General features: G+C 63.3%; 15 protein-coding genes. 7 read left to right on the forward strand and 8 right to left on the reverse strand.

Annotated features, from left to right (window positions below; translation table 11 throughout):
• Positions 1-216: 216 nt before the first annotated feature.
• From NKJ89_RS10430 to NKJ89_RS10440, 3 genes are all read left to right on the forward strand, one after another.
• Entirely contained in the window at positions 217-1368 is a 1152-nt protein-coding gene (locus NKJ89_RS10430) for a sulfite oxidase (RefSeq protein ID WP_352602142.1), read from the forward strand.
• Positions 1369-2210: 842 nt separating this feature from the next.
• Positions 2211-2741, forward strand: coding sequence for a FecR domain-containing protein (locus tag NKJ89_RS10435; protein WP_502904121.1), 531 nt, complete (start codon positions 2211-2213; stop codon positions 2739-2741).
• A 6-nt stretch (positions 2742-2747) separates the two neighbouring features.
• Positions 2748-4610 carry a CHASE2 domain-containing protein gene (locus NKJ89_RS10440; protein ID WP_352602144.1) on the forward strand — a complete coding sequence of 621 codons (1863 nt, stop codon included), beginning with the start codon at positions 2748-2750 and terminating at the stop codon, positions 4608-4610.
• Between the two features lie 50 nt (positions 4611-4660).
• Here NKJ89_RS10440 and NKJ89_RS10445 read toward each other — a convergent pair whose 3' ends face one another.
• From NKJ89_RS10445 to NKJ89_RS10460, 4 genes are all read right to left on the reverse strand, one after another.
• The gene (locus tag NKJ89_RS10445) at positions 4661-4810 is read right to left on the reverse strand and encodes a hypothetical protein (RefSeq protein ID WP_010910556.1); all 150 of its coding nucleotides are present in this window, start codon (positions 4808-4810) and stop codon (positions 4661-4663) included.
• A complete protein-coding gene (locus NKJ89_RS10450; protein ID WP_352602146.1) occupies positions 4807-5148 on the reverse strand; it encodes a DUF2934 domain-containing protein in 342 nt (113 codons plus the stop codon). Before NKJ89_RS10450 ends, NKJ89_RS10445 begins: the two co-directional genes overlap by 4 nt.
• A 119-nt stretch (positions 5149-5267) precedes the next feature.
• Positions 5268-5891 (reverse strand): BA14K family protein, encoded by a 624-nt coding sequence (locus NKJ89_RS10455; protein ID WP_352602148.1) that lies wholly within the window; start codon positions 5889-5891, stop codon positions 5268-5270.
• Positions 5888-6148, reverse strand: a complete 261-nt coding sequence (locus NKJ89_RS10460; RefSeq protein ID WP_352602150.1) for a hypothetical protein — start codon at positions 6146-6148, stop codon at positions 5888-5890. The genes NKJ89_RS10455 and NKJ89_RS10460 overlap by 4 nt, the downstream gene beginning before the upstream one ends.
• On the opposite strand from NKJ89_RS10460, the gene NKJ89_RS10465 reads away from it, so the two are divergent.
• The 3 genes from NKJ89_RS10465 to NKJ89_RS10475 are packed head-to-tail and all read left to right on the forward strand — an operon-like array spanning position 6141 to position 11382.
• Positions 6141-10253: a Pls/PosA family non-ribosomal peptide synthetase gene (locus NKJ89_RS10465; RefSeq protein WP_352602152.1), complete on the forward strand. Its 4113-nt coding sequence runs from the start codon at positions 6141-6143 to the stop codon at positions 10251-10253. The two genes, NKJ89_RS10460 and NKJ89_RS10465, sit on opposite strands and share 8 nt — an antisense overlap.
• Before the next feature lie 14 nt (positions 10254-10267).
• Positions 10268-10735, forward strand: coding sequence for a GNAT family N-acetyltransferase (locus tag NKJ89_RS10470; protein WP_352602154.1), 468 nt, complete (start codon positions 10268-10270; stop codon positions 10733-10735).
• A gap of 47 nt (positions 10736-10782) precedes the next feature.
• Entirely contained in the window at positions 10783-11382 is a 600-nt protein-coding gene (locus NKJ89_RS10475; RefSeq protein WP_352602214.1) for a 4'-phosphopantetheinyl transferase family protein, read from the forward strand.
• A gap of 9 nt (positions 11383-11391) precedes the next feature.
• Here the strand turns inward: NKJ89_RS10475 and NKJ89_RS10480 are convergent, their stop codons facing one another.
• Positions 11392-12504, reverse strand: coding sequence for a KamA family radical SAM protein (locus tag NKJ89_RS10480; RefSeq protein WP_352602156.1), 1113 nt, complete (start codon positions 12502-12504; stop codon positions 11392-11394).
• A 523-nt stretch (positions 12505-13027) separates the two neighbouring features.
• Positions 13028-13309 (reverse strand): hypothetical protein, encoded by a 282-nt coding sequence (locus NKJ89_RS10485; RefSeq protein ID WP_352602158.1) that lies wholly within the window; start codon positions 13307-13309, stop codon positions 13028-13030.
• A gap of 314 nt (positions 13310-13623) precedes the next feature.
• Between NKJ89_RS10485 and NKJ89_RS10490 the strand changes: the two genes are divergently transcribed.
• Positions 13624-14532 carry a hypothetical protein gene (locus NKJ89_RS10490; RefSeq protein WP_352602160.1) on the forward strand — a complete coding sequence of 303 codons (909 nt, stop codon included), beginning with the start codon at positions 13624-13626 and terminating at the stop codon, positions 14530-14532.
• A 32-nt stretch (positions 14533-14564) separates the two neighbouring features.
• Here the strand turns inward: NKJ89_RS10490 and NKJ89_RS10495 are convergent, their stop codons facing one another.
• Positions 14565-15467 carry an NmrA family NAD(P)-binding protein gene (locus NKJ89_RS10495; RefSeq protein WP_352602162.1) on the reverse strand — a complete coding sequence of 301 codons (903 nt, stop codon included), beginning with the start codon at positions 15465-15467 and terminating at the stop codon, positions 14565-14567.
• A complete protein-coding gene (locus NKJ89_RS10500; protein ID WP_352602164.1) occupies positions 15464-15646 on the reverse strand; it encodes a YjiS-like domain-containing protein in 183 nt (60 codons plus the stop codon). Before NKJ89_RS10500 ends, NKJ89_RS10495 begins: the two co-directional genes overlap by 4 nt.
• Positions 15647-15802 lie beyond the last annotated feature (156 nt).

Genomic DNA, 15802 nt, shown 5'->3' on the forward strand with positions numbered 1-15802 from the left:
CAGGTTGTGGACACGTCCTTTTCAAAGGCGCACTCTTGGATTGCGAAACGCATGCCAGCGTTTTCGCCCAACACATGCTTGAGGTGCGTCGGTGATTGTCTGACCTATCCGGATACTTCCGGCTGGGCATGACTTTCATTGTGCCGCCTATCCGTGATCAGGCTACGGCCTATCGCACGTTGCAGCCTGTTCCGGATCAACTGGGAGGTAAACAACATGCATAGCATTCAACGCAGAGAACTTCTTATTCAAGGAAGCGCGACTCTTGTCGCGATCGCTGCTCTCTCGCGTCGCGCCTACGCTTTTCCAACACGGGCGGGCGAGGAAATTGTTCCGTGGCTGGATCAGCCGACCGAAAACCCCAATCCGGAAGGTATCAAGACGCAGCTTGTCTGGGAGGATCTGGATAGCTGGATAACGCCAAACGACAAGTTCTTCAGCATCTCGCATTTCAATCGACCGACGATCGACGAGAAGACATGGTCCATGGAGATCGAGGGCCTGGTCAAGAAGCCTCTGAAGCTGTCGCTCGCCGACATCAAGGCGCGGCCGCGCAAGGAGGTGGTTTTCACTGTGGAATGCTCGGGCAACCACGGGTTTCCCTTTTTCACCGGCGGCATCGGCAATGCCCGCTGGGCAGGGACGCCGCTAGCGCCGATCCTCGAGGAAGCCGGCGTGCTGGAGAAGGGCATCGAAGTCGTCTTTTTCGGTACTGACGAAAGCGAGGTCGCAATACGCGACGTGAAGATGAAGCAGAATTTCGCGCGCAGCATGTCGCTCGCCGACGCGATGAGCCCGGACAATCTGCTCTGCTACGAAATGAACGGCGCCGCCTTGCCGGCGCCCAACGGTTCCCCGCTGCGGCTCATTGCTCCGGGCTGGTACGGAATCGCCAACGTCAAGTGGCTGAAGCGCATCGAGGTTCGCGACACAAGGTTCATGAGCCTTCTGATGGCCCGCGACTATGTCACCATCCGGGAGGAAGACCACAATGGCGAGACCGTATGGGCCGAGACCTCGGTGGGCCGAGCGCTGTTAAAGTCGGCACCAGCGAAAGTCACCAAGAAAGGCGCGGACTACGCCATCGTCGGCGCAGCCTGGGGGGCACCGATCGACCGGGTCGAAGTGCAAATCGATCAAGCGCCTTGGGCGCAGGCGACTATCGACCACAGCGAGGAGGCCGAACACGCCTGGAAAATCTGGTCCCTGCCCTGGGCAAACCCCTCGCAGGGAGAACACACGGTGACCTCGCGCGCGATCAGCACCACGGGACAAATTCAACCAGCAATGGACGATCCCTTGATTGCCAAGAAGCACACATACTGGGAGAGCAATGGCCAGGTCACGCGGCGCGTCAAGATCGTTTGAGGAGAGTCGGGAGGCCTGCAGGAGGCCAGCGAAGTGGCGAAAATCGTCATGCCGAGCCGGCCGTGCGTGATCGGTGGGAAAATCTCGCGCCTTTCCTCTCCCCCGTCGATCGGGGGAGAGGTGGCGAGCGAAGCTCGACGGAGTGGGGGTCGACCTTTCATCGAAGCAATGCTTCCGCCTGAATGCCGCATGCCTGAGCTTTCCTGCTCGCCCGGTTGTGCCTGTCTTGCGGCTGCGCGTTTCGCTAACGCCTTCCCCCACTCCGTCGCCGCTTCGCGGCGCCACCTCTCCCCCCTCCGGAGGGAGAGAAGGGGCGCCAAGATTGGCAAATCTCGCGCCTTTCCTCTCCCCCGTCGATCGGCTCCTTGTCGGGAGGGTCAGGGGTGCGGGTATTCGTAGGGCAAGAAAAACTTGGCTTTCCGTTTGCGATCACCCTGCCTCAAGGGACTCCCCGCAAAGGCCAACAAGGGGAGAGCAGCGCAAGAATCCGGGCTAGGGGTCAGGGTGCCGCCGCGTTGATTGACGAAGCAAAAACGCAAAAACCCGTCCTGGCGAGCGGGCGCAGATCGATACCATGGACGAATATGTAGCATAGCTGCCCTCACGGCGTCAAGAATAAATTCCTATCGAAAGGCTACCAGAAAGGTGGCCGCCTGATATTCCTCGACATTCGCACCGCGGCCGGGGCCTTGCTTGGTGTCGGAGCAGGTTTGTCGTGCTAGGATCGCCGGTCGGCATCCCTCAGCGCATCGCGGTTGCAAGTGCCGGTTCGCAAGCATGCTGTCAGGCTGGCGGCGGAAGATTTTCTTGCCGCATATTTTCGCAAGAGCAAGGAGGCGTTGATGAGCGCAAGAGGTCGATTTTTTCGTGGCCTTGTGGCTGGCCTGTTTACCGGTGTCTTCTGGATGGATGCCGCCCTGGCGCAGGACGCAGCGTGTACGTTCAAGCCGGTGGCCGGCACATCCCGACAGATTCTGAAATGTCGGGAAGGCATTACCATCATTGTCGAAGGTGGCGCTCGTTTTACGCTGGTGGACCGCGATCGAAACGGCAGGGCCGATGCGGTCAGGTTGCGGCGCAAGGCGCTGCTGCTCGATGCTCCGGCCGGCTCGGTCCCGGGTGGCTTCGCGGTTGTCACCCCGCAGGCGATCGCCGCAGCGCGCGGCACCAAATGGGCGGTCGACGTTGGCCAGGGCAAGACGTCTGTTTTCGTCCTCAGGGGTCGCGTCGCCGTAAACCGGCCGGCGTCCAGTGCCGGCGTGGTGCTGGCGCCGGGCGAAGGCGTCGACGTCGCGGCCGGAACAGGACCACTGACCGTCAAGCGCTGGCCCGCCAAGCGCGTTTCCGCATTGCTGGCCCGTTTCGGCCAGTGAACTGCTGTGAGCAGGCGAGCGCTTCCGACGCTGATCGCGCTCATCCTGGCGGGTCTTTGGGGCGCCGGCCTGGGCTTCGCGCACTGGCGCGGCAATTTGTGGTTTCTCGATCGCGTCGAAGCAACGATGACCGATCTTCGAACGCTTGTTCGAGGAACGGCAAAGCCACCGGAGCTGATGACCATTGTCGCGATAGACGACGACGCGGTGCGGCACGAGGGTACATATCCCCTCAACCGCGCCACGCTTGCCCGGCTTGTCGATACGATAGCGCGGCTTGGACCGAAAGCCATTGGGATCGACCTGCTGCTGGTCGATCCCGCGGCAAAAGACAATGATGACGCGCTCGCGCGTTCGCTGAGCGGGGGTGCAAGCGTAATCGCAGCCGCGGCGGTCTACCCCGGAGGCAAACAATGGACGGTGGGCGAAGGACCCATCGCCGGCGTGCCGAATGCCGAGCGGTTCCTGTGGCCCCTGAAAGCGTTCTCGGATGTCGCGGCCGTCGGCGTCGTGAACGTGGCCACCGACAAGACGGGAACGCCCCGGTTCGTGCCGTTGCTGTTTCGGGCCGGAGATCGGCTGGAAGTGTCTTTCCCATTGCGTGTTGCCGCCATGGCAGCAGGAGAGGATCCAGAAATCGCAGCCGATCATCTATCCCTAAGCGGACGGTCTATTCGGACGGACATTGGTCACATCCTGCCCCTGATATTCTATGGTCCCCGCGGCACGATCCGCACGATCAGCGCGGCGATCGTGCTGGACGGCCAATTCGATCCCGGCACGATCCGGGATCGAATTGTTGTGATCGGAGCAACCGCAACCGGCACCGGCGATGTTTTCCCGACACCGTTCGATTCCGTACTCCCGGGCGTCGAAGTCATATCGACGGCGATTGCCCATCTGATGGCCGGCGACGGAATAGTGCGAGACCAGCATGTTCGGCTTGCGGATGCCGGCTTTGCAGTGGTGCTGCCAATGATTCTTGTCGGGCTGTTGGCATGGCGGCGAAACGCCGCCGGCCTCGCGGCGATCGCCGGCGTGGTCCTGATCTGGTTGGTGGTCAACATGGCCGCTTTCTCGCACCACATCTGGCTGAGCGCCGCGTTGCCGATAACCGCCGCCGTTCCGCCGGTCATCCTGTTCGGGGCCGCGCAGCTTTGGCTGGGCAGGCGCCGGGCCCAATTTTTCGCAACGCAGAGCCAATTGCTTCAACGCGTTGAAGCCCCAGGCATGGGGGAGTGGCTGGCCAAGCATGGCGACTTCCTCTCGGAGCCCGTCCGGCGAGACGCCGCCATCCTGTTCATTGATCTGTCCGGCTTCACGGGACTAAGTGAAACATTGGGACCGGTCGCCACACGCGAGCTCCTGAACGGTTTTCATGCGTTGGTCGGCGAAGAAGTGACGAGCTGCGGTGGCGTCGTCACGAATTTCATGGGTGATGGAGCCATGATCCTGTTCGGTCTGCCGGAACCAGCGCCGAATGACGCCTTCAATGCCGCCCGCTGTTGTGTGGGGCTCTCCAAGCGCACCAACGATTGGCTCGCCTCGTTGCCTGCATCGACTGCATCCCGACTCGGCTTCAAGATTGGAGCCCACCACGGAACAATCGTAGCCTCTCGGCTCGGTAGCGAAGGCCGTCAGCACATCGCAGCCATAGGTGACACAGTCAACGTTGCCAGTCGCTTGATGGAGATCGCGGCCGACCAGAATGCTGAAGTCGCGGTGAGTGACATAATGCTTAATGTCGCCGGCCGCGAGTGCGTGTTGTTCAAATCAGGTACCCTGAAAGGACCTGTGGAAACACAGATCCGTGGGCGATCCGGCTCGCTCACAATCTGGCTTTGGCAGAGTGCACGGACGCTGCAGTAGAGGGTTGCCACCAGGCCCGCCGCTTGCCTGTCCTGCGAACAGCGGCGCCCTCAATGCCGCTTGAAATACTGCACCTCCTTCTCATGCTTCTCCGCCGCCTCGCGCGTATCGAACGTGCCCAGGTTCCGCCTTTTCCCGGTTTTTTCGTCCTTCTTGCGTGAATAGAGGCGGTATTTTCCGTCTTTGAGCTTCCGGATCATTTCGCCTGCCCCTCACCAAGGCTTCGCCGCCTTTTGGCGCTCAGGCTGCGCGCGGCTTGTTCGACGGCGGCGCGGTCGTGGCCCAGCCTGTCGATCAACTCCTGTGCTTCGTCGCCCGATATGCCGGTGCGCACCGCCAGCGCCTCGACTTCCAGCACGTCGGAGCTGGCGATCTCGCCGGGTGCAGCATCGCCTGCCGTCGGCGGCAGCGCTGCCTCCCTGTCGATCTCGGCCTCGGCCTGGAGCCAGTGTCGCTCGGGATCACCCTGCATCCTGCCTTCGCGTTCCCAGATCTGGTATGCGCGCTCACGTATCCTGTCGTTCCGGTCGTGGTCCATGTCTCAGGTCCTCCTTGGGTCAGGGATAAACGTTGTGCCGATCCGAACGATCCGAAAATTGCATAACGGCATCGCGAAATGGCCTTTGGCGTGCGGGCCCGCGATCCCACTAGCCACGCCTACTGGCATTGCCGCCTCGGTCCGCCGGAGTATGGCTGGTAGCTGTTGTCTTCCGGCCGGTAGGAGCGGTAGCGGCTGAAGCAATAGTCGACATGGTCGGCGGAAAGCTCGGCGCCGCCGTCATCGGTTGCGTAGACGCCCAATCCTGTGCCGTTTTCGCCGCCATAGCCCTCGCCTGGCTGGGCGGTGCGATCGGCCACGACGAGATAGGGCGAGATGCAGGGGCGTTGCTGTCCGCTATAGGACATGTAGCTGTTGTCGTCGGCCCGGTAGGAACGGTAGCGGCTGGCGCACCAGGCGAGATGCGGAGGCGACAGTTCGGCCGCGTCGGGCGCGACGGGCGCGACGGCGCCAGTCATGGTCGGATCGGGTTTTGCTTCCTGCGGCTGCGGCTTGGCGGGGATGTCGGCCGGCGCGGACTGTTCGGCCGGCAGACGCTCGAGGCTCTGGTCCGCCTTGTTCACCGGCCGCGCTTTTTTGGTCCACAGTTCCGCCACGCTGACGGTGGCCGATGCCTGGCGCGGCGACTTCGCGGCTAGCAGCCAGGCTGCGAACCCCAGCCCGCTGCCGAAGACCGCAAGCGTCAACACGAAACCGCAGACCAGTCCCAACACCGCTTTCACGTCACGCTCCTTGAGCCGCTGCTAATAAAATGCAGCGCCTCAAGGCTGGTTCCAGAAAAACGCTCGGGCGACGCCGGCGCCCGACGGACAAGATCGCGCAGCGGCCGATAGTCCCCAGCAAGCGCAGACACACTCCAGAAACAAATTTCAACAGTTCGGAAAAACTGGCGAAAAAATCGGATGGCATAAGCCTGCCGCGGCGGCCGGAAAATGGCCGCGCCGGGCGTTTGCCGACCAGGACGAGAAAGCATGGACATGGATTACGGTGCCGATATCGCCGGACTGGACGCGGCAAGACCGGGCAGCCCGCCCGAAGCTGAACTGGCAAGCGTCGATGCACTCGCAAAAACAACCCCAGCAACGGTCACGCACGGGCAGATCCTGACGGGCGCCGACTTTGACCGGCAGGGCCTGCCCGGTGAGCGGCTCGACACGGTCTTTGAACAGCTCGCGCAGACATTCGCCGCCTTGCCGGCGGTGATTTCCGACGGGCGGGCCTGGACCTATCAGGAACTGGACAGGCGGGCCAACCAGTTCGCCCGCCTGCTGGTCAAACGCGGCGTACGGCCGGGCGACCGGGTCGGGCTCATCCTTGACCGCTCGGCGGAGACCTATGTCGCACTTCTCGCGGTGGTGAAGGCGGGTGCCGCCTTCGTGCCGCTGGCCACGGCATTTCCCGAAGAGCGCATGACGCTCATCATCGAAGACGCCGGCGTGAGCCTGATCGTCACCATCGCCGCCTATGCCTCGCGCGCCGGCCAACTGCCGGTCCCGCATCTGCTGATCGACAGCGCGGCTGCCGAAATCTCCAAACAGTCCGACGCGCCGCTGAAGCCGCATGCCAAGACCTCGGACGACACCTGCTACATCCTCTACACGTCCGGCACGACAGGCCGGCCCAAGGGCGTCGTTATCAAGCACCAGAGCTTCGTCAATTTCATCCGGGTCGCCGCCGCTTCCTACGGCTACCGGCCGGGCGATCGCATCTATCAGGGCATGACCATCGCCTTCGACTTTTCCTCCGAAGAGATCTGGGTGCCGTTCGTCGCCGGCGCGACAGTCGTGCCGGCACCGGGCCAGATGCCCCTGGTGGGCGAGGAACTGGCCGATTTCCTGCGCCACCACGACATCACCTGCATGGCCTGCAGCCCGACGCTTCTGTCGTCGATGACATCGGACGTGCCCAGCCTGCGCACGCTGCTGGTCGGCGGCGAGGCCTGCCCGCACAATCTGGTGGTGCGCTGGTCGAAGCCGGGACGGCAGATCCTCAACACCTATGGCCCCACCGAGGCGACCGTCACCGCAACCATGGGTGCGCTGACGCCGGACAGCCCCGTCACCATAGGCGCGCCGCTGCCGACCTATTCGATCGTCATTCTTGACGCTTCGCTGCCGCAGCTCGCCGAGCCCGGCGAACTGGGCGAGATCGGGATCGCCGGCATCGGGCTCGCGGTCGGCTATCTCAACAGGCCGGACCTTACCGAACAAAAATTCATCGCCGATTTCGTCGGCCTGCCGAACAACCCGTCGAAGCGCATCTACCGGACGGGCGATCTTGGCCGGATCAACGATAGCGGCGAAATCGAATATGCCGGGCGCATCGACACCCAGGTGAAGATCCGTGGCTACCGCATCGAGCTTGGCGAGATCGAGGCGGTGCTGCTCGACCAGCCCGAGATCGCGCAGGCCGCCGTCACCACCTGGGAGATCGAGCCCGGCCGCGTCGAACTCGTCGCCTATTACGCGCCAAAGGCCGGCGTAGCGGCGATTTCCCGCTCGGATCTCGCCCAGACGATGAAGCGGCGGCTGCCGGATTACATGGTGCCCTCCTACCTTGAGGAACTGCCTGCCATCCCGATGACGGTCTCCAACAAGGTGGACCTGCGCCAGCTGCCAAAACCGACAAGCATCCGGCTTTCGGCCGATCGGGCGATGGTGGCGCCTGGCAATGATGACGAGCGTTTTCTGGCCGAGGCGCTGGCGACCGTGCTGAAATTCGACGAGGTGTCCGTCGAGGACAATTTCTTCGACGATCTTGGCGCCAACTCCCTGCTGATGGCCCATTTCTGCGCGCGGGTGCGCACCAGGAAGGAATGGGCGACGGCCTCGATGCGCGACATCTATCTCTATCCGACCGTGGCGCGCCTGGCGCGGCATCTCCGCGTTGCGGAGGAAATGACCACGGCCACCAATGAGCCGGTCCTCACCCGCCGGGCATCGAATTTTGCCTACTGGACCTGCGGCGCCGCACAGCTGCTGTTCTACGGGCTCTACAGCTATGTTGCCCTGTGGGCGATCAATGACGGCCTCAACTGGATGTATGAGGCGCTCGACGATCCGCTGCAGCTGTACCTGCGCTGCGTCGCGCTCTCGGCCGGTGTGTTCTTCGGCATGTCGGGCTTTGCCGTCATAGCCAAATGGGTGCTCATCGGCCGTTGGAAGGCCGAGGCGTTTCCCATCTGGGGCGTGCGCTACTTCCGCTTCTGGGTCGTCAAGACATTGATCCGCACCGCGCCCGTCGTGCTGTTCCGGGGCAGCCCGCTCTACAGCTTCTATCTGCAGCTTCTCGGCACCAAACTCGGGAAAAACGCCGTCATCGAATCGAAATCGGTGCCCGTCTGCACCGATCTCATTTCCATCGGCGCCAACACCATCCTGCGCAAGGAATCCATGGTCCTCGGCTATCGAGCCCAGTCCGGCTATATCCATACCGGGCCGCTGACCATCGGTCGCGATGCTTTCGTCGGCGTCGGCTCCACGCTCGACATCGACACCAGGATCGGCGACGGCGCCCAGCTCGGCCATTCGTCCTCGCTGCACCGCGGGCAGAGCATACCGGACGGCGAACGCTGGCATGGATCGCCGGCCGTGCCGACCACGGCGGACTATTGCAAGGTGCGCAATGTCGATCCTTCCAACATCCGGCGCTTCCTCTTCGAAGCGGTTCAGCTGATCGGCCTGTTTGCCATCGTCACCCCTTTGCCGCTGCTGTTCCACAGCTACTGGGAAAATGTCGGCGACGACTATCAGGAGACGATCGGCATCGTCGCGATCGGCACCACGGTCACGCTGTTCGGCTACATCGCCGTGGCCTTTCTGGCGGCGACGCTGGTGCCGCGCCTGACAAACCTGATCCTGAAGCCAGGCCGCACCTACACGCTTTACGGCTTCCGCTACTGGCTGCAGACCGTCGCCGAATTCTCGAGCAATTCCCGCGTGCTCGGCCTGCTGTTTGGCGACAGTTCGGCAATCGTGCACTATATCAGGGCCATCGGCTGGAACCTCAACAAGGTGGTGCAGACCGGCTCCAACTTCGGCAGCAACCAGCAGCACGAAAACCCGCTTCTGTGCGAGATCGGCACCGAGACCATGGTGTCGGACGGGCTGTTCATGATCAACATGCACAAGTCCGCCTCGGCTTTCCGGCTCGAGCAGACGCGGATCGGCGAACGCAACTACCTCGGCAACAACATCTACTACCCGCCGGACGGACGCACGGGCGACAATGTGCTGCTCGGCACCAAGGTGATGATCCCCATCGACGGGCCGCTGCGTGAGAATGTCGGGCTCTTGGGCTCGCCTGCGTTTGAGATCCCGCGCATGGTGAACCGCGACAAGGAACTCATCGCCGGCGTCGACGAGGCCGACCGGCGCCAGCGCATCCCGCTGAAGAACCGCCACAATCTGGTGACGATCCTTCTATTCGTGGCAACGCAGTGGGTCATGCTGTTCGCCACGCTGGCGATCTGGGATCGAGCCCTGAACTACTACACTGAATGGGCGGAGGTCGCGCTCTTCGCCGCCGTGCTTTTGACCTCGGCGATCACCATTCCGTTCTACATCCTGGTCGAGCGGGCAAGCCTTGGTTTTGGCAGGCTGAAGCCGCAGATGACGACGATCTACGACGTCGCGTTCTGGCGCCACGAACGCCACTGGAAGCTCGCGGATTCGCCGATCGTGCGCCTGTTCGCCGGCACGCCGTTCCGGCCGGTCATCCTGCGCCTGCTGGGCGTCAAGGTCGGCAGCCGTGTCTATGACGGCGGCAGCAATTTGACCGAACGCTCGCTGGTGGAGATCGGCGACGACGTCACGCTCAACGAGGGCTGCGTCATCCAGGCCCATTCGCTGGAAGAAGGCGCGTTCAAGTCCGACTTCATCCGCATCGGCAAGGGCTGCACGCTCGGTCCTTCCGCTTTTGTCCACTATGGCGTTGTGATGGGCGAAGGATCGGTGGTCGATGTCGATTCCTTCGTGATGAAGGGCGAAGAGCTGGAGCCCAATTCCATATGGCGGGGCAACCCGGCCAAGCTGTACCGGTTCGTGGAACCGGTCACCGACGATGGCTCCCGGACATCGACCTGAAGAACGGTATCGACTTGAAGAGCGCAGACATCCGTCTCGTTGCCGTGACCGGGGCCAACCGGGCCCTGGTCGCGGCCCTGGAGCTCGCTCCGGAGCAGATGGATTTCGTCGCCAGCAACGCGGAGTCGCTCGACGAAGCCGAAACGGACGAAGACGCGCGGCCACGCGTCATAATGGCCGGCGATCGTGTCGTCGGTTTCCTCATGTACGATGCACCGCGGAATGACGACGAGGCGCGCATCTACCGCTTCATGATCGACCGCGCCTCTCAGGGCAGAGGCTATGGCAAGGCCGCGTTGCGCGAAGTGCTGGACGAAATCATTGGGCTCGGCCACATCAGCCACGTCTCAATCTGCTACGAACCGGAAAATGAAGCTGCACGAAACCTTTATCGCGCCGCCGGCTTCGTAGAAGAAGGGCTCGACGAGGACGGCGAAATGATCGCCGATCTGGTCCTGTCGGGCACAGACGGACGATCGTGACGTGCTCCCCTGAAATCGCGCCGGCGCAGACATCCCTGCTGCGGGCAATGATCGCCATTGCGCCCACCGGCGTCCGGGTCGGATGCCGAGTGATACGCGACGGCGACGAGGGCCATCTGCTGCCTGAAGAGGCGCGCTCTATCCCGGCGCGCCAGCCAGCCATGCGGCGGGCCAGCGGCGCGGCGCGCTGGATTGCGCATGGACTGCTGACGGAGCTTGGCGCCAACGGCGTCGCCATCCCGCGCGCGCCCGTCGGCGCGCCGGTCTGGCCCGACGGGATCACCGGCTCGCTGGCCCATGACGATGACATGGCAGTGGCGGCGGTTGCACCCATCGGCCATATCAGCTCGCTGGGTATCGACGTCGAGCCCGCGCAACCGCTCCCGGACGACATCTTCGCACTTGTTGCAATCCCTGCTGATAGGACAGACGCAGCCGACCGGCATCTTGCCGGTCGCATCCTCTTCGCAGCCAAGGAAGCGGTCTACAAGGCCGTCTATCCGCTCGATCGCGAGGTGCTAGGCTATGAGGATATCACCGTCGACCTGAACTCGGGCCAGGCGAAGACGAAGACAGGCCGCAAGGTCCGCCTCGCATACTGCGATGCCCCGCGTGTGGTCGTGCTGGCGTTTGTCGAGGCGCGTTAGAGCGCAGCCCTATTCGCCAACGATCTCCGTATACCCCCTCACCTCGCCATCGAGCCCACGCAACCGCCAGTTCTCCCCGTCCCGTCCCTCGACATAACAAGGCCCGACCGGCACCTTGCCGCCACCTTCCGGCAGGTCGAGCACGTAGACGGGGTTGCAGATGCCCGACAGCCGGGCGCGCAATGCCGCGGCCAGCGCCTGTCCCTGCTCGATCGTCGTGCGCCGATGCGCCATGCCGCGCGCGAGGTCGCCATGGTGGAGGTAGTAGGGTTTGACGCCAAGGCGGTACATCAGCTCACGGCAGAGTTCCTCCAGCACCTCGACGCTGTCGTTGACGCCCTTGAGCAGAACGCTCTGGTTGAGCAACACGAAACCGGCTTGCCGCATCGTCCGGCAGGCCGTCTCGGTCGCGGGCGTGATCTCCCGCGCGTGATTGAAATGGGTGACGATTGTGACCATGAGCCGTCCTTGCAAGGCCGCGACCAGCCCCGGCGTGATGCGCGCGGGCAGCGCCACCGGCACGCGCGTGTGGATGCGCAAGAGCCGCACATGCGGGATCGCCTCGATGCGCGCGAAGATTTCGGCCAGGGCCTTGTCGGGCAAAGACAGGGGATCGCCGCCGGTCAGGATCACCTCACGGATTTCGGGGTGATCGGCGATATAGCCCAGCGCCGGCTCCAGCGCCTCGCGCGTATAGCCGCGGCCGATCGCGGTCAGCGACTCCTTACGGAAGCAGAACCGGCAATAGACCGCGCATTGATAGGTCGGGAACAGCAGCACCCGGTCGGCATGGCGATGCGTCAGCCGCGGCACCGGGCTGAACTCATGGTCGGCGATCGGATCGTCGAGCTCGCCTTCCGCTTCCTCCAGTTCATCAGGCGACGGAATGACCTGCGCCCGGATCGGATCGGCGGGGTCGTTCCAGTCGATCAGGTCGAGATAGGCTTTGGGAACGCGCACCTTGTGATTTGCCGCAGCCGCTTGAGCAGCCGCACGCTCGGCTGGCGACAGCGGCAGGGAGGCGAGATCGCGGACGTGGCGAACACCGGCGCGGATTTCTGCCTGCCAGGCAGCGTCGGGGGCGACGGCGGGTGCGGGGTGGAGTTTGGTGTCTGAGGTCATCGGGTTTCTCGGGTGGTATGCTTGGGGCGGACCTATCGGGCGGATGGCTGGTGAGGTCAACAGCCCCATTTGCTGCGGCCGCGATCCTTCACACCCCCCTCTGTCCTGCCGGACATCTCCCCCGCAAGGGGGGAGATTGGATGTCGCCATCACTTTCGCCAACCGTCAACGTCGCAAGACAAGCGCCGTGATTGAAGCGCCGATCTCCCTCCTTGCGGGGGAGATGCCCGGCAGGGCAGAGGGGGGTGTTCAAGCGCCAACCTACCCATCCCCAACTTTCGCTGCATCGATCACGCCTGCAATTTCAGGCAAGCTCACAGGCGACAGCGCCGCGAGGGGAGATGCGACGCCTCGGGAGGAGGACTGCCATGGGCCAAACAACACCGGCGCTGCAGGGGCACGGGTGGCTCTGGATCGGTCGAGCACCAAAATCTTGACGGCGCGGGCACGGCAGTCTCTTGTTCCAGCATATTCGGCCGACAAGGGAGGTGCCACCATCCTGATCGGTCCTCAAGCCATCCCTTCAATGCGCCACGCCATCCGAAGCGTGGAGCAGCCTCCAGGTCAAACCAACGCGACCATGGAACTGTGAAACAAAATGTTCGGCGGCCATAGTCTCGAGGCCGTCATCGACGAGCGCCTCGATGCTTCGCCGCATCAAGACAAGCTGCATCTGCCTGGCGTGTTCCAGGTCTGCCTCTCGCATGATTGCCGTGACGTGGTAGGCGACAACGGGCTGGCCGAGGCAAGATAGCAGCGCGTTGGCCTCGGCTGTCACCGCCATCACTGCGTCTTCGATCTTCATTCTGGCGCTCCTCATCAAAAATGATGCTGACGCCTCCCCGCAAGGCGACGGTGGTCCGTCGCTTCTTTTTTGAGTACACCGCGCGGCCGAAAGCGGCACGCCACGCTGATAGTTGCTGTCTTTCCAGGTCCCTCGGGCAGCCTCGTTCGGCCCAAAAACAGTATCCGCCAAATTTGATTCAAAGGCGACCGGATAGTTAATCGATGGTTAATGGGCCGATTGCATCCCCGATGGACCAGGATATTTGGCTTCGACGGTCGCTGCCGCGCAATTGCCGCAAAGCTGCTCGATGGCTCCCGGCCTGTGGATCGCCTATGGGGGGTTATGTCATGCGGCTGGTCTGGACTATCATCTTTGCGCTCGCAACCGGCACGGTTCTCGCGGCCTCGCCGGAGGACGACTATATCGCCGCACGTGACAAGGCGATTTCCACCATCGCGGCACTGGCAAGCGCGAACGAATCCGTTGAAACGCTCGATGCCGCCGGAACGAAGGCGTTGGCCGATCTCGAAGGGCGTCTGTCCACCATCCTCGGCCCCTTGGCGGTTGCCGATTTCCCGGCAAACGGCACGATCAATCTCGGAAGCCTGAGCGATGCCGATATCGGATTCGGCATGCTCGATGGTTTGCGATACGCCAAAAGCGATGACGGCCCGAGCCTCGTGGCAACGACGCGGGGGCTGCTCGAGCGCTGGCTCCAGTCCAGGGCGGCCGAGTTGGACGAAAGCTTCAGACTGCCCGCCAGCATCGATGCGGCGCTGAAGCTCGATGCTTTCTACACCCAGGCGATCAACAGCGACGCTGCGTTCACGGGGACTCTCGACTTGTCCCTGAAGAAGCCAGAAGGCGCAGACATCGCGTTCGCGCGGCTCGGCGGCTGGGCGCAGGACATAGGACCGAACCCCGACCAGCAGGTCATCGTCACGCTCGTCAAGGGCAATAGCGTCATGATCGCCTCGGCGCCCGCGGCAGCGCCTATACCCAAGATCGCGGCCTGCGACGCCGTGTGGACGTCGGCGGACGCCGCCGCCCAGAAATTCCAGGAGGCTTACCAGGCCTCGGACCTCAAGGACGAAACGGCGTACGATGCCGCCAATGTCGCCTGGGAAAAGGGGGACGCCGACTATCGCGCCTGCCTGGGCGAGCACCTGCCGAGCGAGCCGGTCTTCCCCGCACTTCTCGCCCAGGCACAGGAGCTTGCCGATCACATGGCCGGCAAGTAGGCCACTTCCCGGCGCGTCGGCGCCGAGCCTGCTCAGCCCTGCCGCTGTTGGCCCTTTGCGCCCGCCATCGCCACATACGCGCTCTCGATCGTCTCGAAAGTCAGCTCCGGATAGAGCGCCCCGGCTTCCGGCGTGGCCGTTTCAAGCGCGGTCTCGCCGCGTATCCAGAACGCCCGCAGCAAGCCGAGGCCGGGAGCTACCGCGATCATCGCCTCCAGTTCGTCGGCGCTCTGCCGCAAGATGCGCGGCGATCGTCCGCTCACGCGGCGCCACAGATCGATCATCTCGTTCTGGGTGATCTTGTTCTGGGCGATCCGGATTTCGCTGCGGATGGCACCGGGGTCATTCAACGCGCGCAAGGTGACGGCGGCAATGTCCTTCTCGCTGACGAATGTCGCCGGCACATTGCCGTTGCCGTAAAGCGTCAGCTCTTCGGGAGGCAGGGGCGACGAGCCGAAGCGAGTGAGGTCGCCCAGCGTCGCCACCCAGGTTGAAAAGAAGCCGTTGGTGTAGATAACCGTATAGGGCAGATCCGCTTCTTTGATTGCCGAAAAGACGTCTCGCTTGATGTCCAGTGGCGGGATCGAACCCGGGGCGGCGGCGGCAAAGTCGAGGCCGAAGCCGGCGGAAGGCACATAGCGGGAGACGCCTGCTTCCCGGAGCGCGCGCACCAGCGTCATCTCGCTGGCCGAGCTGACATGCACCGAGGAGATGACGCGATCCACCTTGCCGGCGGCCCGGACAAGGCTGCCGTGGTCGTCAAGATCGCCGACATGGACCGTGGCACCCAATGCCTTGAACGGGCGCATCCGCTCTTCATTGCCGGCTGTTGCCGGACGAACCAGAACGTGCAGGCGATCGCCATTGCGCGCACTGGCCTTCGCCATCTCGCTGCCGAGCGGCCCCGTCGCGCCGATGATAAGGGTGCTGGTCATATCGCCCTCCCATTGCGCAGGATGGAACCATTCCAGTCGCGTTCGAAGCCGATATCGTGCAGGCGATGGTCCGAGAAGCGCGCCACCCGGCGCAGCGAACCGCGGCGCTCGACGGCCGCCGAGATTCTGATGGCAAGACCGCTCATCGCGGCGCTGATGGAGTTGAAGGTCGGGTTCATTGTCCGTCTCCTGTGTTTGCCTGGGCGCAAGCGTGCCGGCGCCGTCCGCGGGGGACGAGCATGACGATCGCTCACATTGTTTCTGGTCGTTCAGCGCAGCGGCGAGATGGAAAACCCGATCTGGATGCGCTGCTACGCCTATAGATTGGACATTTC

This window comes from Mesorhizobium sp. M0047, assembly GCF_040323315.1.
In the GTDB taxonomy this organism is placed as follows: domain Bacteria; phylum Pseudomonadota; class Alphaproteobacteria; order Rhizobiales; family Rhizobiaceae; genus Mesorhizobium.